The following is a 17416-nucleotide window of genomic DNA, read 5'->3' on the forward strand; positions in this document are numbered from 1 at the left end:
CACTGCGTAACCTCTCGATGAACCTGCCCAACTCCATTACGATGAGCCGTATCGCATGCGTCCCTCTGCTCATCTGGATCCTCTCGCCCGCCTTCCCCTTCACCGGTGGACACGGAGCCGTGGGCCTGCGCGGCGGCGAACAGGAGATCATCGCCAGCATCGTCTTCATCCTTGCCGCCATCACGGACGGTCTCGACGGCTACCTCGCCCGCCGCCGCAAACAGATCACCACCATGGGCATGTTGCTCGACCCACTCGCGGACAAGCTCATGGTCACCGCGGCGTACATCATTCTGGTGGCCTATAACCCCCGAGTGGTGCCGCCCTGGATCGCGGTCCTGGTCATCGGCCGCGAGTTCCTTGTCTCAGGTCTCCGCAGCATCGCCGCCGCCGAAGGCTTCACCATCGAAGCCAGCGAGATCGGAAAGCTTAAGACCGTCATCCAGATTGTCTCGGTCGTCGCGGCCATTCTCGCGCACCGCTGGGACTATTGGAACTGGGGCGGTTACATCGTCGGCGTTCACTTTATTGCTGTCACGGCCATCTATTGGATGACCATCGTGTCGATCATCTCCGCAGTCGACTACTTCATAGGCTTCTGGAAGAAGATCGACCACGCCTCCGACAAACGCCGCAAGCGTCGCAGCTTCGTCCTCAGCCGCAAGCCCAAGCCGATGCCCCCGGCAGAGCATCCGTCCCGTATCACCTAACGTCCCGCATCACCTAATCTGCGAAGCCCCCCGCGTCTACCTGGGAAGCCCAATGAGGAGCAGATCAGTTTGGGTTGCCAACACTAGCTGCCGATAACCCCGTTTCGCGGGAAGTGTGAAGCTACTAATTCTCCGAGGGGCCTGAGCGTTCGCCGCAGCGCGTTCTGGTCAGGAGGGACCGCCAACGCAGAGCGAACAACTCGCTCGGCTTAGCGCTTCGTCCTATCGATGCTCGATTCATTGCATCTTTCTAAGGTCGTTGAAGGTAATTTTGCCTGGCCTTAGAAGCAGCATCATGAGGAGATAGACAATCACGACCCACACGATGAGGACAAATCCATCTGACGTCGCCAGTGTGTACGCCTGCGCCCGCACTTGCAGGCCAAGAAGAGTGGCTCCACGTTGCTGTGCCTCTTGCCCATCAGTGGACCGCGACAGTACTCCGCCCGCCAGCATCCGGACTCGGTGATCGGTAAGCCAGCTGCCCCTTTGTACATAGAGCCCCAGCATATTGGAGTGAAACTGCTCCCGCACGGCAATGAAGCGAGTCAGAGCAACTACGCCGATTTGGCCGCCGAAGATGCGCATCAGGTGCATGAATCCGGAGAAGGTGGCGGCGTTCGAGGCGCTGGTCAGAGCGCCCGCTTCGAGCCCCTCGAGGACAATGCTGCTCACCAATCCGATGTAGGTGCATGCCAATCCGAGAGACAGCAGAAGCTCCACAATTTCGAAGCTATTCCCTGACCACGAAGTATCCACATGGGACCAAAGCCAACAGCACATCGCTCCCACGGTAAGTCCAAGCGCCAGGACCGGCCGCGAGTTCGCGTAGATGATGACTGTGGCCACCAGCCACACCACCACGAACATCGGCAGGGCCACCCAGGCAAGCGTGTGTCCGGTCTCCAGCGGCCGGTAGTGTTGAATGTTGCTGAGGAAGCCTGGTACCAGCACAATCGCGGCCAGGTGCATGAACTTGAACACGAAGATAGATGTGGCAAGGATGATGATGTTCCGAGTGTTCAGAAACTTGAGGTTCAAGACGGGATTGGGCTGGACCATGCGTCTCACGATGGCCGCCCCAAGCAGAAAGAGTCCCGCGACCAGCATCCCGACGATCGTACCGGAGTTCAGCCAGTCCAGCCGCTGTCCTTGATCCAGAGCCCCGTATAAAAGAGCAAGGCTCACGCTGAAGTAAGTGAACCCGAGCCAACTCGGCCTGGGCTCTGCATTGGTCCGGTTCGGAATTCCGAAATGGATACAGACCATCATCACGGGCGTGAAGAGTGCGGCAGTCCAGAAGATCCAGCGCCAGGAAAGATAGTCGATGTACCATCCCTCCAGCAAAGTCGCAATGTTACTGACGAAGACGATGTCCGCTGCATACGCCGCGATCCCGAAGATGATCAGCCGCTTCGGAAGGTTGGTCAACACAAAGGTCATCGTGAGAGAGTAGAACGTGCCTGACGCGAGACCTGCGACGATCACCAGCGCCAACATCACCTGGTAGTTCGGCGCAAACGGCAGCAGGAAAGATGCGGTCGTGAAGATCGCGGCAGCCGGTAGCAGAATTCTGCGCGGACCCCAAAAGGCATTCAGGAAAACGATAAATACGCCACTGAACATCGTCGCCATGTTGAACGCGGTTGGAAGCCAGGATGCATCATCGAAACTGATGCCGAGGGTGCCTCGCAGATCGGGGAGACCGACGCTAAGTAATCGGCTGCTCAGTGTAGCGAGCCCCGCACCCAAAAAGACCGCCAAAATTCCCACGTATGGGTTGGTGGTGGATTGGGGCTGAACAGGTTTTGAGGGCGAAGATTGACCTGTGGTCTCTGAGGTCGTCATTGAGGAAGTTTCCGTCACAGATCAGCTCCATTTTACGAACATCTACGATTCTTAGATCCAGGGTGCCGTCGTTCCGCGTCCTTAGATTGTTCAACCGGCCCCTTTCTGTGCACCCGTCACACGGTGGAAGTCGTAGGTTCACATCAGCGGATTCAAAACCGACCCACTACCCGATCCTGTCAAGCCCCAAACCAACCTAACCGCCATTGTTCCAAAGAGATACACTTGTCCGAATCTCCCGCCTCAACTGCTATACTGGTAGTAGAGCTAAGAGAGAAGGCCCCGACCATCCATCGGGGCCTTTACCTTTTAGTAAACATTTTTCGTCGCTAAGTCCTTTGAATGAAATAGCTTTGCACTCAAAGTACCAAGCTAAGCCGTTTTTTTTGAATACTTTAACACTTTATCGAAGGGGGAGGGGGTACCAGTGACACAGACCAACAGTCGCACGCAGCTACTGCAAAATCGGAATCCCGGCGATTCTGCGCGACCACTCCTCTGGCCCCGTCGTATGCACGCTGGTGCCTTTGGTATCGACCGCCACGGTCACCGGCATATCCTGGACCTCGAACTCGTAGATCGCCTCCATGCCAAGGTCCGCGAACGCCCGGACCTTCGAGCTCTTGATCGCCTTCGAGACCAGATACGCGGCGCCGCCAATCGCGATCAGATACACCGCCTCGAACTCGCGAATGGCATCGATCCCGGTAGGTCCGCGCTCCGCCTTGCCGATCATTCCCAGCAGGCCGGTCTCAGCCAGCATCTGTCGTGTGAACTTGTCCATGCGCGTTGCGGTCGTCGGTCCGGCAGGTCCTACGGCCTCATCGCGCACCGCCTCCACCGGCCCAACGTAGTAGATAAACCGGTTCTTGAAGTCGACCGGAAGCTTCTCGCCACGCGTCAGCATGTCGGTCATTCGCTTGTGTGCCGCGTCGCGCCCGGTCAGCAGTTTGCCCGAGAGCAGAATCACCTCGCCCGGCTTCCACGTCTTCACCTCCTCGTGCGTCACCGTATTCAGATCGACCCGCCGCGCCGTGTGTACGTCGTACTCCAGCTTCGGCCACGCATCCAGCTTCGGCGGATCCACCATCACCGGCCCGCTGCCATCGAGATGGAAGTGCAGATGCCGGGTCGCTGCGCAGTTTGGAATCATCGCGACCGGCAGATTAGCCGCGTGCGTCGGGAAGTCCATAATCTTCACGTCAAGCACAGTCGTCAGTCCGCCCAGCCCCTGCGCGCCAATGCCCAGCCGGTTGACCTTGTGATAGAGCTCGATCCGCAGCTCTTCAATCTTCGTCTTCGCCCCACGTGCGATCAGCTCCTGCATGTCGATCGGGTCCATCAGCGACTCCTTCGCCATCACCATCGCCTTCTCCGCGGTCCCGCCGATCCCAATCCCCAGCATCCCCGGAGGACACCATCCCGCGCCCATCGTCGGCACCGTCTTCAGCACCCACTCCACCACCGAGTCCGACGGATTCAGCATCGCAAACTTGCTCTTCGCCTCCGAGCCCCCGCCCTTCGACGCCACCGTAACGTCCACCTCGCTGCCTTCCACCAACTCGACCACCACCATCGCCGGAGTATTGTCGCCTGTGTTTCTCCGCGTAAACGCCGGGTCTTCGAGGATGCTCGGCCGCAGAACGTTATCGGCATTCCGCCACGCCTCGCGCACGCCTTCGTCGACCATCTCCTGCATCGTCATCATGCCGCCGATGCCGGGCTCCCACCGAACCTCCATCCCGACCTTCACAAACGCCGTCACAATTCCCGTGTCCTGGCAGATCGGCCGATGCCCCTCCGCGCACATCCGCGAGTTGATAAGAATCTGCGCCATCGCATCCTTCGCGGCGTGGCTCTGCTCCATCTCATAGGCTCGTGCCAGGTTCGTAATGTAGTCCACCGGATGGTAGAAGCTGATGTACTGCAGCGCGTCCGCCACACTCCGGATAAAGTCGTCCTGCCTGATCGTCGCCATTACAAACTGCCTCCTACGGATCATTCCGCTACCGCATTTTACTTGCGCTGCGGCACCTCTGGCCGAATGCGGGCTTGTCTCCACCCGCACCCGGAATCAAATCAGCGCAAAAACTAAACGGGTGCAGCGAAGTCTCTCGCCGCACCCGTTCAGAATTGGCCAACGCTTACTTGATCTTTCCGAACCGATACACCAGACCGACATTGACCCCGAAGTTGTTCTGGATCGTGCTCTGCGGTCCATGGGTCAGATCCAGCGGATCCAACCGGAAGAACGTTCCGACATAAGTTGGCGAAACCCTGAACGCGATGTTCGGATAGAAGTTGTAGTCGAAGTTGGCGCCAAGAGCAAAGGCCGGCTTGGTCGCATCCTGCCACACCCCGATATCCTTCGACTGAAAGCCCTTGGCGCCGCCGTCGAACTTGCCCAGCACAGCTCCGCCCTCGCCCGTTACCGTCACCGCAACCTTCTCCTTCGCATACACCCGGTACGCCACGCCGCCCAGGAACGGATACTCGGAGATCTGCGGATTGAAGGGAAGGGTTACGGGCGAACCAAGGTTGTTCCCGATCCTCGCATTCCCATACGCCCCGCGAACTTCGCCGATGATCCCTAGCTTCGGATTCAGGAAGTAGGTCCCCGACATCCAGAACGTCACTTCATTGCTCTTCTGCAGCGAAGATCCGGCTTTGAACCGCATATACCCGCCACCACCCGCAACTTCATACCGGTGGCCGTACGTCTCGGCAGTCGTCCTCGCAATGCGAGCCTTGCGGTTAGCGCTCGACTCTCGCCGCGTCCTGTGCGTCACTTGCGCCTGTACTGCATCTGCTCCGCTGGCCATCAGCCCCACCAGCAACAATCCTGCTACTTTCTTTACACTCGAACGAAAACCGAACATCAACGATTACTCCTGCACAAGCTTGGCTTTGCTATTGTGGAACTCGAGACCCGCTGGCTGGAACCCCAACTGCGGCCATTCCTTATTAGAACATCCGCCGCCCCTCAAAGCGGCCCTCACCCCAAAGGAGTTTGCTCAAGATGGCGAAAAAAAGCAGCAGCAGTGGCGGTTTTGGCAAAGTCTTTCTCGGTTTTCTGATCGGTATTGTCGCCGTCGCCCTGGGACTCTTCGTTTATCTCAAGTTCGGACCGCTGCCAGTCGCGGTGGCTGACGTGCCGCTGCCGTTCGAAAAACAGATCGTCAGGGTTCCTCTCAACGCCCGCATCGAACGCGAGTCCAAAGCCGCTCCCTTCAGCACCAGCGAGGATGTCTTCGAGTCCGGAGCGCACATCTACCGTGCTCAGTGTGCAAGCTGCCACGGCACTCCCGGCCGCGATGTGCCCTTCGCCAAAGCTATGTTTCCCTCGGCTCCGCAGCTCTGGAAGAAACACTCAAATAGCGATGTAGTCGGCGTCAGCGACGATGAACCCGGCGAGACCTACTGGAAGGTGGCCAACGGCATCCGCCTCTCCGGCATGCCCTCCTACAAGCATGTCCTCTCCGATACCCAGATGTGGCAGGTCAGCCTGCTTCTGAAGAACGCCGACAAGGAGCTACCCGGTCCCGTCACTCAGATTCTCGACTCCCCTACACCATAAGCGCGTCGTCGCTCGAAGAGTAAAAAGGGAACGGCCTCGACGCAGTATTCACGTCGAGGCCGTTCTCCGAAAGCAGACTACTTCAGTGAGTAGGTAACGCCCGTTATAAACTGGAAGCTATTATCTTTGTATCCAAAGGCCGGATTGCTCAGATAGTTATCCTGCAGGCCGAGATTGACGCTTAGTCGTTTGTAGGTAGGCATCTGCAAACCAGCTTCGAAGATCGCGGAGTAGATGCTCGGATCGTTCCACGCCGGGATAAACGTTCCGCTCTCCGTAAAGAGTATCTTCCGCGGCAGAGTGCGGTGATACAGCTCGGTGAAGCTTGATCCGATCAGGTCCGTGCTTGCAGTGGGCGGCACGAAGTTCTGCCTCTCGTAGTGCACATCCGCCTTCACGTCGAACTCCTGAACCGGCGTTTTAAACACCGTGTAGCCGATACCAGCGCCGTAGATCTGCTGCAGGTTCAGGCCTTGCGCGAAGTTATGGTCGTACGACAAACCAACCAGGCCGTAGAGTCGAGGCGTGAAGTACTTGTCATGCTCTGCGTCCGCATGAAAGATATTTGACTTCGCTACCGAATCCGGTGTGGGAGGCGTGGTCTGAGGAATCACAGGCTGTGTCAATTTGCCGTAGCTCTCCAGCACGTTGACCGTGTCACGGGTCCGCGTTGGCAGAAAGTCAACTGAAGGGACGAGCCGAATCAGATTGACTGCCGCGGTGAACGTTTGCCCAGTCTGCGTGGATTCGACCAGCGTCACCCCGCCGGATATTCCTCCAGTCCAATCCTGGAAGATGCCCGGGTTTCCCGTCACCTCTTTGGCGTAAGTTGCCCCGTCGATCAGAACAGAGAGATCCTTCACCGGCACCGTCTCCACCGTGCTCGAGGAGGACTCATCCGCCAGCGAAATGGCGTTGTCCTGATAAGTGATCGTTCCCGGCGTCTTCGAGGTGCGCGTCACCTTTTCGCCGTTCTTCAGCGCGACGAACTTACCTCCGGTGTGCAGCTCTTTGATCTTGTCCGCAGTGACTGTAATCTCGCCGACGATATCGCTCTTGAAGACAAAAGAATCGCCCGTCGCCCGCTCCAGAGTTCCAGTCAACTGATCGCCATTGGTAAATATGATGACGTCTGGCGCCGGTTTTGCCGGGGCGCTCTGGGCCCATACCGTTGCTGTCTGCTGAAAGGCGACGCCTGTGATCAGACTCAAGGCAAACAGGCTGTACCACTTACCGCGCCTGCTGCCGGGATTCGTTTGGTAGTGTAAGCTCATCCGTTAAAAATAGCGTAGCCTGAACAGAAGTCGGCGCGGTTTCGAGGTAAATGTGCGACCCATTGTTCGTGTCATTGGAAAAGTATTGCGTCTGGTCGGTATCTCCAGCCCGGAAGACTACGCACGCAAGCCGATAGCTCCGTCGGATCCTCCGTCCTGGCGGACCCATGCGCCTCCGCCTGCCAAATCGAAAGAGACTTCAACCGAAGAGTAGAGAAGAGTAGATCTGAAGCAGAGATCCGTCTCTGAAGAGTAGATCCGTATCCTGGTCTCAGCCGGGACGCGTCCTTCCGAGGGCAGTGTCGCCGGTCCGACCTCTTGTATCGCGAAAGTGCTTGCCCAGAAAATAGTGCATCTTTTCAGCGAAGAAAGTATTGCCAACCGTACTTCAATAGGCATACTATCCGTTTCGGTTCGGCGGAGTTTGCGGCAAATAGGCCTGCTTCTCAGGACCAAAAACCTAATGAAATGAAGACTTCCTTCAAAATTTACGTATCGGTTTGAGTTACATAACAACTTCCTGATGGGGCAGTTAGACCCCTCAGCGCGCTCGGAAGGATAAAAAGCTATGGCATGGTACGCGTATTGCGTCGCAGAGAGACAAGCATTTCCGGAGCTTTGTCGCCACCGCCGCCCGATGCCCCTGACGAATGTCTCGGGACTCTTCGGTAACCAGACGTTTCTATTTCCTGCCAGTGATCTTGCGGTCATCGTCTCCGAGCACAGCCCCGAAGACACTGCACGGCTCGACCAGCAGGCCGCCAAAGACCACGCACGTGTTGTCGCAGACTGCTTCAAGCTCTCCACCGTTCTGCCCTTCCGCTTTGGCACAACCTTCCAGGATGACGACGCCCTGCGCCGCTCCGTCCGCTCCAATCAGCGACACTTCCAGGCCAACGTCGAACGCCTCCGTGGCAAGGCCGAGATGCATCTCAAGGTCCTCGTCGACGACATCTGCCCCGGCAACTCAGCTCGCGACATGACCGTCGGTCAGCAGTACCTGACCAGCCTGCGCGAGAGCGCCAGCCGCCAACGCGAGCGTCAGTCCAAGGCCCGCGCCCTCTCCATCCAGATGCACCGTATGTTCCTGCCGCTGGCCGAAGAGATCACCTGCAAGCGCATGGACACCGGCAAGATGCTTCTCGACATCGCCCACCTGATCGACAACAAGACCGTGGAGCGCTATCAGAACAAGTACACCTCAGCCACGCTTGAGCTCAAAGACTGCCGCATGCAGCTCTCCGGCCCCTGGCCTCCCTATCACTTCGTACATAAGACCACCCCCCAACATCAGCACAGCGCATAGCGCCAGACGCCACCAGCGGCCCTCCTCAGCGGGGGCCGTCGTTCGTCCGGAGGGTCCGCGCTGCTCCGTGTCTGTAACTTGCCTGTTTTCTGCGTTTTGTATTTGTGTATTCTTATGGAGTGCGTCCGGAACGCGCCCTTCCGGACACCCTTTACCCCGTCCTGCGCATCGCATGATAAGCCGCCAGACACAGGAAAAGTTCTGCGCCTGTGCACTAGCTAGTTGTTCGGCAAGGAGATTGTGAATGAATCGCACCAAGAACGTCTTTACTGCCCTGATGCTTTCTGTTGGAATCCTTGGATATTTCGCAGCCGGATCTTTGACGCTCCACGCGCAGGAACCAAACCCGACCTCTCAGGCAAATCCCCCTCAGGACGAGAATCAGATCAAGAAACAGGATGACGGTGTCTATCTCTACCGCGTTAAGGTCGTCCAGCGCGACCTCGACGCTGTCAACTACCTCCACCGCAGCGGTTCGACCAATATAGGCTTCAAGGGGACGACTCTTCTCCCGTTCGCCAAAGGAGAGGCCAAGGTCACCAGTGAGCGTGGTGGAATTCACATTTCGGCCCGATTCCAGGGACTCACTCCGGCCAACGGCTTCGGCCCCGAATATCTGACCTATGTCCTCTGGGCGATCACCCCCGACGGCCGCCCCAACAACCTTGGCGAAGTCCTTCCTGCCAACAACAAGAACAACATTGAAGTGACCACCGCTCTGCAGTCCTTCGGCATGATCGTCACCGCCGAGCCCTATTTCTCGGTGACGCAGCCAAGCGACGTCGTCGTGCTGCAGAACGTGATCCTCAACGACAAGACCACCGGTGTGCTCGAAAAAGTGAATGCGCATTACTCCCTTCTGGCACGTGGCGCTTATGCTCAGACGGATGGCTCCAAGTCGAGCCTGAACCCAATTACAAGGGATGAACGATCGCCGCTTGAGCTCTATCAGGCCAACAACGCCATCCGCATAGCGCAGGCCGCGGGAGCCGACAAATACGCTCCCGACATTATGGCCGAGGCGATGCAGGACCTTCGCAACGCCACCGACATCGATCAGAACAAAAAGGGCGATCGCAGGATGGAGATCACCTTCGCGCGTCAGGCCGTACAGCGTGCCGAAGACGCCCGGCTGGTAACGCTGCGTAAACAAGCAGCCGAACGCCAGTTGAACGCAGACAACGCCAAGCGGGATGCCGAGGCGCAGGCTCAGCAGTCGCAGCTACAGGCTCAACAGTCTCAGCTCGATGCGGAACGCGCCCGTGCCGCCCAGGCGGAAGCCGATGCCGATCGCGCCCGTGCCGAAGCCGCCGCTGCCGAAGCCCAGGCTCGTGCCGCCGCTGCTAACAAGAGCGCAACCGACGCCAACGCAGTTCGCGAGAGGCTTCGCGCTCAGCTGAACAGCGTCCTCGCCACCAGCGAATCGGCCCGCGGCCTCATCGTCAACATGTCCGATGTGCTCTTCGACACCGGCCGCTACACCCTCAAGACCAATACCCAAATCAGTCTGGCTAAGGTGGCTGGAATTCTGCAGGCCTACCCCGGACTGAAACTTCAGGTCGAGGGTTACACCGACAGCGTCGGAAGCGACCAATACAACCAGAAACTTTCGGAGAACCGAGCCGATGCCGTTCGCGACTTTTTAGTCACGCAGGGTGTCCAGACGGACAATATCTCCGCCACCGGTTACGGCAAAGCCAAGCCTGTAGCGGACAATGCCACCGCGCAGGGCCGAGCCCAGAACCGCCGCGTCAATCTGGTCGTCTCAGGCGACGCAATCGGTGTTCAACAGAGCAGCCCTGACGCCGATCCCGCTCCCTCCGCAACACCGCAGTAAATTTCGTTTCTACAAAAACAAAAGGGCCGCCCAGAGCGGCCCTTCTCATTCCCAAACACGAACGATTGAACTTCTTCCCAGCGAGGTCCTTTTGCGCGCCAGCGGTCAAGCGCCGGTCAAACCGTAAAGTCGGCGACCGATCAACATCAGCGACGGACGCTGCCCCTCTTAGCACAACTGCCACAGCCAGCAGTCGAAGCCTAGAGGTGAATCGACCACCCAAGCTCCGAGAGCTTTTCTTCGATATCGGCCAACGCAATCGTAAGCGCGGACCGCCGATGCGGGCTTGAGGTTCGCTCCGACAGAATACGTTCTCGCTGCAACTCCAGCGCCTGCCGTCTTCGTTTGCGTTCCGCCACCTCGGCATTATCGTTTGCGGTGACAGGTTTCGGAGCGGCAGCCTGATTTTGCTGTTCTTCCACGGATTTACTCTCCCATCCTCGCGACATACTGCTCATTCTACGCTGCGATATATCAATATATAAATAGTTTGCCGTTTCCCCTTCCACCTGCATCCCAATTTGACTAGTAACTGACGTCGTCCAGAGGCCCCAAATGTACGCATTCCCGGTCCAGCAATTTGGCATCGATCACCTCCGGCAGATCGATCTGCCCACTCCCCAAACAGCCCCCGGCACGGTCCTGATCAAAGTTCACGCCGTCTCTCTTAACTACCGCGATCTCATGATGGTCAAGGGTCTCTACAACCCGAAGATGGGTCTCCCGCGCATCCCCTGTTCCGACGGAGCGGGAGAGGTGGTCGCCACGGGCGATGGTGTTACTCGCGTCAAAGTCGGCGATCGCGTCTGCGGCATCTTCATGCAGCGCTGGCTCGACGGGCCGCTCACCGCCGACAAATCTAAGGCCGCCCTCGGCGGAGACGTCGATGGCATGCTCACCGAGTACGCTCTCCTCGACCAGGAGGGAGTCGTCCGTTTCCCCGAGCACTTGACCTACGAAGAGGCCGCCACTCTGCCTTGCGCCGGGGTCACTGCGTGGAACGCCCTGCATCATGCCGGAGACCCAGCCTATCCAGCACATCCAGGAGAGACCGTAGTCATCCAGGGCACTGGCGGCGTCTCCATCTTCGCCCTGCAATTTGCAAAGCTCCTCGGAGCTCGTGTCCTCGGCACGTCCTCGAGCGAGGAAAAATTATCCCGCGCCCGCAGCCTCGGCCTCGACGAAGGATGCAACTACAAGCTGCGTCCCGACTGGTCCAAATGGGTCACCGAAACGACCGCAAACATAGGAGCGGATCGCATCATCGAAGTAGGAGGTGGCGGCACCTTCGGCCAATCCCTCCGAGCAGCCCGCGTCGGCGGCACTATCGCGCAGATAGGCGTACTCTCCGGTGCCGCCACCTCCGATCCCGTCGCCCTCACGCCCATCCTTCACAAGCAGCTTCGCGTGCAGGGCATCTACGTAGGCTCCCGCGCCATGTTCGAGCAGATGAACGCTGCCATCTCCAAGGCCAGCCTTCATCCCGTCATCGACAAAGTCTTCGACTTCTCTCACGCCGCCGAGGCTTTCGCTTACATGGAGTCCGCGTCGCACTTCGGGAAGATTGTCATTCGCGTTACACCAGAGTTGTGACGGCAACCAATAACTTCAGAGCGTTACTTGTTGACATTGCAAAACAGTCAACAACTCCGCGTCCAGAGTGCTCCGTTACGTTGCATATAATCGCAGAAGCGCAGGAGGGCTAAGTCAAGTGATAGTCGAGATTGAAAGCCTCCAGAAGATCTACGAAGGCAAGCAACGAGTCGTTGCCGTCGACGGCATCGATCTCAGCGTCCACGAGGGCGAGCTCTTCGGCCTTCTCGGCCCCAACGGCGCAGGAAAAACCACTACCATCAGCATCTGCACCACCCGCGCCCTGCCCACCTCCGGACGTGTCCGCATCGCAGGAATCGACGTCGTCAAAACCCCTGCGGTGGCGCGTCGTTTCATAGGAGTGGTGCCTCAGTACAACACCCTCGACCGAGCCTGCACCATCTACGAGAACATCAACTTCCACTGTCTTTACTTCGGCTTCTCCGGCCCCGAGGCGACAGAACGGACGAATCAGCTTCTCGCTCAGTTCCACCTCACCGAGCGTGCCGGCGCCTATCCCGCGCAACTCTCCGGAGGCCTTGCCCAGCGTGTCCAGATCGCCCGAGCCATTGCACACCGCCCCAAGGTGCTCTTTCTCGATGAGCCGAGTGCCGGCCTCGACCCGCAAAGCCGCATCGCCATGTGGGACGCCGTCCGCAACCTCCGCGAAGAGGGAATTACCGTCGTCCTCACCACCCACTACATGGAGGAGGCTGACGAACTCTGCGATCGCGTTGCCATCATCGACCACGGCAAGATCCTCGTGCAGGACACCCCCACTGCACTCAAAGGCTCCGTCGGCGCGCAGAAGGTCTACGAGCTCGACCTGCGTAGTCAGGACAACATCCCAACCCTCGTGCAGCAGCTCCAGCAACTCACCGGAGTAGCCAGGGCAGAGCCCACTCCCAAAGGTGTCCGTGTTCTTGCCCACGGAGCCGAAGGCCTGCTCTCCGACGTTGTTCGTGAGGCGAATCCGTACGGCCTCCGCGATCTCACGATCACTGAGACCAGCCTCGAGACCGTCTTCATCCGCCTCACCGGCCGCGACCTTCGCGAGTAGCGGGGAGCACTTTAAGGGGAGCACCTTAACAGGAGCACCGTACCAAGATCGAGATATCTATGACCCAACTGGCAGAAGCCGCAAAACCGAGCACGCCGCAGAATCGCCAATCCGCCAGCCGCGCTCAAACCCCGAAGCTCACGCAGTACACGCGCGCCTTCGTCGGTCTCTTCCGTCGTGATCTCCACGTCCTGCGTCGCGAGCTATTCCCCTTCGTCATCCGCGTCTGCATGAACCCCCTGCTCTTTCTCTTCGTCTTCACCTACGTCATCCCACACATGAACGCCGGCGCCGCCATGAATCCCACCGCATCCATGGCCGGCAACGCCTTCTCGACAGTACTGCTGCCTGGCCTCATGGCCGTTGCCATCATGTTCTCCGGCATCGCCGCCGTCGCCCTGCCACTCGCGCAGGAGTTCGGCATCACCCGCGAGATCGACGACCGCGTTATGTGCCCCTTGCCCGTACCCTTTGTCGCCATCGAAAAGATCTGCTTCTCCGCGGTACAGAGCGTCATCGCCGCCTGCATCGTCTACCCGCTGGCCTACTACGTCCCGGCGACGCACCCCACAACCCATATCAGCAACTGGCCGTTCCTCATCCTCGTTGTAGCTCTTGCCAGCCTCACAGCGGGCGCGCTCGGCCTCACCATTGGCACCAGCGTCAAGCCGCAACAGATCGGCCTCATCTTCGGTGTAGTCGTCATTCCCATCACGTTCCTGGGCTGCGTCTACTACCCCTGGGCCGCGCTCACTCACATCCGCTGGCTCCAGGTCGGCGTTCTCATCAATCCCATCGTTTACATGAGCGAAGGCCTACGCGCCGCCCTCACCCCAACGCTGCCCCACATGAACCCCTACCTCATCGTAGGCATGCTCGTAGCCTCTCTCTGCCTCCTCACCTGGCTGGGCATCAAAGGCTTCCTCCGCCGCGTCATCGGCTAAGCCACTTCGCACAACGCCACGTTGGAGTCTTGCTTATCAACTTGTTGAAAGAAAATCCGCTCCGTCTCAAGGCACCTTGTGAATGTAAATAGTGCGAGTATGCGGAGACAGCCAGGCGTTATAAGAAACGGGCGCGAACTGAGAAGGGGAATAGCAGGATGATTGGTCAACCGAAAGTATGTAACGCGGATTGATCGAGGGGGTGTACACCCAAAAACCGAAATAGCAGCCAGCCGGAACATTGGCAGGTATGTTTTTTGGATGGAACGCCCCCGCTGGAATGCGGATTCGATCATTGTTCATATAGCCTGTACTTTCCAGCTGGGTCCACCCGTCATATTCAAAGCCGCCCTGAATCTCAGTCCTGACAACACCCGCAGCAAGAATCTCGTCAGCTGCTGTAAGCCGCGCACGGCCCATTGCGAAGAGGTCGTGCATGCCGGCTACTGCGAATGCGCCAAACAGAAGGACCAGGAAAAGGCTGATCTTTGGTAAACGGGCGCCTACTTCTTCTTCATAAACCCGTAGAAGTATTACCAGAAACACAAAAATGAGAGGAAGAAGATATCGATCAAAGATATCCGTTCGCGTTACAAGCAAAAAAACATAGACCAGCGTAAATGGGCCGAAGATCGTGAGCAGGGCCTCCCAGGGGAACGCTGAGACGGACTGCGAAGCACGATTCTCCACAGAGTAAGAGTTCCACCCCAGAAGAAGAAAACTGATGGCGGCTGCGAATGTCACGATGGATAAGATCAACCTGACGCTAAACGAAAGAATGTCGGGTGGATTACCGGCCATTCCAGAGGCATTGTCCAAACCTTTTTCTGTAACAATGTTGCCGGAGAACGGAGCAAGCCAGTCCGAAGAGCCGCGGTGAAAGATAAAAAACAGAGTGATGAGCACAAGAAAGGCGCCGACAATTGCAGATTGTTTACGCGCTCTCTCAGACCCGAGAGGAAACTTCCATAGAAACCCGATCAGAACTGGCAGCACATACAGACAAGCCGCGAAACTGTTCTTGATCGATTTTTTAACAGTCACTACCAACTCAACCAATGTGTGCGGATTACTGAGCAACCCCTCTCTCAGAGAATATGGTTGGTGGTTGAACCAATGGATGCACCCCACAATCGCAATGGCGCTCATCAGCCAAACGACGACTCCAGTTAGAATCACACCTGCTCGTCGGCGCAGATACCAGGTTGTACAGGGTACGACGACCAACGCACCGAGCCACGCGACCTGACGTACGGTCCCACCAAGCACATTGGACAACGCCGCGAAGACAAGCCAGCCTGCAGCGGCCCTGTCGGTTCCGGCCTGGATGGCACGCACGCAACTATAAAAGCACACGATGAGGCAGAAGAAGCTAGGCACGTCGGACATGAAGCTATATGCCAGCGGGAGGAAGAGTGGCGAGAGGGCAATCGTCAAAGTTGCAATCGTAGCATTCCATTGGCTAATCCCAAACCGCAGGAAGAGTCGCTGGATCAACACGACCGTCCCAATGGAAACAATCAGAACAGAGATTCGAGCAGCAGTGAAGGAGAAGCCGAAAAGCTTGATGAAGAGGGCGCCAAGGTACAACTGCCACCCCAGCATCATGGCTCCCCATCCGTTGTACACGACATGGCCGGTGTCGGCCAGCACCCGTGCGCTCCATACATAAGACCAGTCGTCGTTCGTCGCCAATTCGAGTACAGGATGCGAGATTGCAACGGCTGCGGCCAGAGCAAACGCACAAATCAATGCAGGATAGAAAACACCACGCCGGTTCTCAATAGACAACTTCAACCCTCGTTCTTTCGAGTTCGCTCGACTGAAGACGAACAACCAACCGAAGTACGGTTGCGTCGTAAGCCAGGTTAGACAATCTTAGGTCAGGCCGACGGAAACTCGAGCTTGGAAAGATCTTCCGCCATCTGGCGCCCAAGACGAACGCTTTCAGAAATCCCCCTGTCTTCGGGATAGTAAAAGCAAGTGTCGGCAACCTGTAGTCCGCGTATAGGAGTCTGTATGGGTGGAATCTTCGCTGCGAATCCAGGTTCGCAGACAGGCTGCGCGTGACGAAGACGAGCTACATGTTGAGCGATAACGTCGTCGTGCGTCAACTCCGGATTTAATCGTTGCAGATATCCGAATGATTCGCTTAGAAGTTCTTCATCGGTCCAGGTGAATTTGATATTGTCGTTCGGCATGTAATAGGGCACATACACCACCGTCTGGCCGCCTACCGGTCTTAGCCTCGAAAACTCAATGATTCCCGGGATAGCCATATCAGGCTCGCTGATATTGACCCAGAAGTGCGGACTTATCGATCGCTTGAGTTTAAAGACCAGGCAGCAGATGCCCATATTCTTGATCGATTCGTAACGTGCCTTCCAATCTTCGGGCAGGTCTGGGATCATCGCTGTAACCAGCGGTGTCGGAACCGTACTAATTACCGCATCCGCTCGCACGAACTCCTCGGACGTGATCACACCCGTTACTCGTCCACCTTCCACGACTACCTTCTTCGCACCACAACGCGTGCGAATCCTGCCACCACTCTTCTCAATCGACGAGCACAGAGCATTCACCAACGTCTGACTTCCGCCTTCAATGTAGCCGAGTTCTTCCTGCAGGAATGACTTGCGGGAGCGACCGATCCGCTTGATCCGCGTCCATATCCAGGCCGCTGAGACGTTATCCGCGTATTGATAAAACTTCAGCGCGAACAGCGGCTTCCAGAGGCGGTCAAACACCTCCGTTCCACACCATCGTGTAATCCAGGAATGGGCCGCCTCAGTCTCAATCGCATCCCAGCGCTCCCTGCGCACAGACAAAAACGCAAACAGGCCATATCTGAGCCGGGAGAGGAGACTGATCTCCGGAAATTTCAGTAGCGCAAAGGGAGTCCCCCAATCGTGCATCCTGTTACCGGTAAAGATGCCCATGGAGGTAGTCCTCCACCTCAGCTGGTCGCGGATGCCAAGCTCTTCGAGAAGCTCCATCGTTGGTACATCGCTCTTACAAACGAAGTGGTAAAAGCGCTCAATCGAAAGCCCTCCCATGTCAAAGTGTGCGGCCATGCCACCGGGCTCCGGCGCCACCTCCAGCACTTCGACAGTGTGTCCTGCCTTGGCGGCGTGGAACGCTGCGGAAAGACCCATTGCCCCTGATCCAATGACTACAACGTGAGCGATAAGGCACCTTCTCCTGAAGTCTCCGCAAAGCGCGAAGTCGAAATGATTTTGTTACGGACAGTTCGAAACAGACAGGGGA

The 17416-nt window shown here is 57.6% G+C and carries 14 protein-coding genes; 7 read left to right on the plus strand and 7 right to left on the minus strand.

Features of this window, described 5'->3' with window-relative positions; genetic code table 11:
• Positions 1 to 17 precede the first annotated feature (17 nt).
• Positions 18 to 710, plus strand: coding sequence for a CDP-diacylglycerol--glycerol-3-phosphate 3-phosphatidyltransferase (pgsA, locus tag HDF09_RS17430; protein WP_183768737.1), 693 nt, complete (start codon positions 18 to 20; stop codon positions 708 to 710).
• A 237-nt stretch (positions 711 to 947) separates the two neighbouring features.
• Here the strand turns inward: pgsA and HDF09_RS17435 are convergent, their stop codons facing one another.
• From HDF09_RS17435 to HDF09_RS17445, 3 genes are all read right to left on the minus strand, one after another.
• A complete protein-coding gene (locus tag HDF09_RS17435) occupies positions 948 to 2558 on the minus strand; it encodes an MFS transporter (RefSeq protein ID WP_183768739.1) in 1611 nt (536 codons plus the stop codon).
• Positions 2559 to 3012: 454 nt separating this feature from the next.
• Positions 3013 to 4536 carry a fumarate hydratase gene (locus HDF09_RS17440; protein ID WP_183768740.1) on the minus strand — a complete coding sequence of 508 codons (1524 nt, stop codon included), beginning with the start codon at positions 4534 to 4536 and terminating at the stop codon, positions 3013 to 3015.
• A 166-nt stretch (positions 4537 to 4702) separates the two neighbouring features.
• The gene (locus HDF09_RS17445; RefSeq protein WP_183768742.1) at positions 4703 to 5437 is read right to left on the minus strand and encodes a hypothetical protein; all 735 of its coding nucleotides are present in this window, start codon (positions 5435 to 5437) and stop codon (positions 4703 to 4705) included.
• Between the two features lie 140 nt (positions 5438 to 5577).
• Between HDF09_RS17445 and HDF09_RS17450 the strand changes: the two genes are divergently transcribed.
• Positions 5578 to 6135 carry a c-type cytochrome gene (locus HDF09_RS17450; RefSeq protein ID WP_183768744.1) on the plus strand — a complete coding sequence of 186 codons (558 nt, stop codon included), beginning with the start codon at positions 5578 to 5580 and terminating at the stop codon, positions 6133 to 6135.
• A 77-nt stretch (positions 6136 to 6212) separates the two neighbouring features.
• Here HDF09_RS17450 and HDF09_RS17455 read toward each other — a convergent pair whose 3' ends face one another.
• The gene (locus tag HDF09_RS17455; protein ID WP_183768746.1) at positions 6213 to 7409 is read right to left on the minus strand and encodes a DUF481 domain-containing protein; all 1197 of its coding nucleotides are present in this window, start codon (positions 7407 to 7409) and stop codon (positions 6213 to 6215) included.
• Positions 7410 to 7977: 568 nt separating this feature from the next.
• Between HDF09_RS17455 and HDF09_RS17460 the strand changes: the two genes are divergently transcribed.
• Both HDF09_RS17460 and HDF09_RS17465 read left to right on the plus strand, forming a co-directional pair.
• Entirely contained in the window at positions 7978 to 8715 is a 738-nt protein-coding gene (locus HDF09_RS17460; RefSeq protein WP_179637013.1) for a GvpL/GvpF family gas vesicle protein, read from the plus strand.
• Positions 8716 to 8959: 244 nt separating this feature from the next.
• A complete protein-coding gene (locus HDF09_RS17465) occupies positions 8960 to 10552 on the plus strand; it encodes an OmpA family protein (RefSeq protein ID WP_260181629.1) in 1593 nt (530 codons plus the stop codon).
• 200 nt (positions 10553 to 10752) lie between these two features.
• On the opposite strand, the gene HDF09_RS17470 is transcribed toward HDF09_RS17465, so the two are convergent.
• Positions 10753 to 10974, minus strand: a complete 222-nt coding sequence (locus HDF09_RS17470; RefSeq protein WP_179585564.1) for a hypothetical protein — start codon at positions 10972 to 10974, stop codon at positions 10753 to 10755.
• A 133-nt stretch (positions 10975 to 11107) separates the two neighbouring features.
• On the opposite strand from HDF09_RS17470, the gene HDF09_RS17475 reads away from it, so the two are divergent.
• From HDF09_RS17475 to HDF09_RS17485, 3 genes are all read left to right on the plus strand, one after another.
• Positions 11108 to 12145 carry a zinc-dependent alcohol dehydrogenase family protein gene (locus HDF09_RS17475; protein ID WP_183768748.1) on the plus strand — a complete coding sequence of 346 codons (1038 nt, stop codon included), beginning with the start codon at positions 11108 to 11110 and terminating at the stop codon, positions 12143 to 12145.
• Positions 12146 to 12263: 118 nt separating this feature from the next.
• Complete coding sequence (locus HDF09_RS17480) at positions 12264 to 13205, plus strand: ABC transporter ATP-binding protein (protein WP_183768750.1); 942 nt, start codon at positions 12264 to 12266, stop codon at positions 13203 to 13205.
• A 59-nt stretch (positions 13206 to 13264) separates the two neighbouring features.
• The gene (locus HDF09_RS17485) at positions 13265 to 14149 is read left to right on the plus strand and encodes an ABC transporter permease (RefSeq protein WP_183768752.1); all 885 of its coding nucleotides are present in this window, start codon (positions 13265 to 13267) and stop codon (positions 14147 to 14149) included.
• A gap of 66 nt (positions 14150 to 14215) precedes the next feature.
• Here HDF09_RS17485 and HDF09_RS17490 read toward each other — a convergent pair whose 3' ends face one another.
• Positions 14216 to 15940 carry an ArnT family glycosyltransferase gene (locus HDF09_RS17490; protein WP_183768754.1) on the minus strand — a complete coding sequence of 575 codons (1725 nt, stop codon included), beginning with the start codon at positions 15938 to 15940 and terminating at the stop codon, positions 14216 to 14218.
• Positions 15941 to 16032: 92 nt separating this feature from the next.
• Positions 16033 to 17337, minus strand: coding sequence for an NAD(P)/FAD-dependent oxidoreductase (locus HDF09_RS17495; protein WP_183768973.1), 1305 nt, complete (start codon positions 17335 to 17337; stop codon positions 16033 to 16035).
• Between the last annotated feature and the right edge of the window lie 79 nt (positions 17338 to 17416).

Source organism: Edaphobacter lichenicola (genome assembly GCF_014201315.1).
In the GTDB taxonomy this organism is placed as follows: Bacteria; Acidobacteriota; Terriglobia; order Terriglobales; family Acidobacteriaceae; genus Edaphobacter; species Edaphobacter lichenicola_B.

Excerpts from the sequence above, each read along its gene's own strand:
- HDF09_RS17475 (WP_183768748.1), top strand. The coding sequence starts at position 11,108 with ATGTACGCATTCCCGGTCCAGCAATTTGGCATCGATCACCTCCGGCAG.
- HDF09_RS17445 (WP_183768742.1), bottom strand. The coding sequence starts at position 5,437 with ATGTTCGGTTTTCGTTCGAGTGTAAAGAAAGTAGCAGGATTGTTGCTG.
- HDF09_RS17485 (WP_183768752.1), top strand. The coding sequence starts at position 13,265 with ATGACCCAACTGGCAGAAGCCGCAAAACCGAGCACGCCGCAGAATCGC.
- pgsA (WP_183768737.1), top strand. The coding sequence starts at position 18 with ATGAACCTGCCCAACTCCATTACGATGAGCCGTATCGCATGCGTCCCT.
- HDF09_RS17455 (WP_183768746.1), bottom strand. The coding sequence starts at position 7,409 with ATGAGCTTACACTACCAAACGAATCCCGGCAGCAGGCGCGGTAAGTGG.
- HDF09_RS17435 (WP_183768739.1), bottom strand. The coding sequence starts at position 2,558 with ATGACGACCTCAGAGACCACAGGTCAATCTTCGCCCTCAAAACCTGTT.
- HDF09_RS17440 (WP_183768740.1), bottom strand. The coding sequence starts at position 4,536 with ATGGCGACGATCAGGCAGGACGACTTTATCCGGAGTGTGGCGGACGCG.
- HDF09_RS17450 (WP_183768744.1), top strand. The coding sequence starts at position 5,578 with ATGGCGAAAAAAAGCAGCAGCAGTGGCGGTTTTGGCAAAGTCTTTCTC.
- HDF09_RS17460 (WP_179637013.1), top strand. The coding sequence starts at position 7,978 with ATGGCATGGTACGCGTATTGCGTCGCAGAGAGACAAGCATTTCCGGAG.
- HDF09_RS17465 (WP_260181629.1), top strand. The coding sequence starts at position 8,960 with ATGAATCGCACCAAGAACGTCTTTACTGCCCTGATGCTTTCTGTTGGA.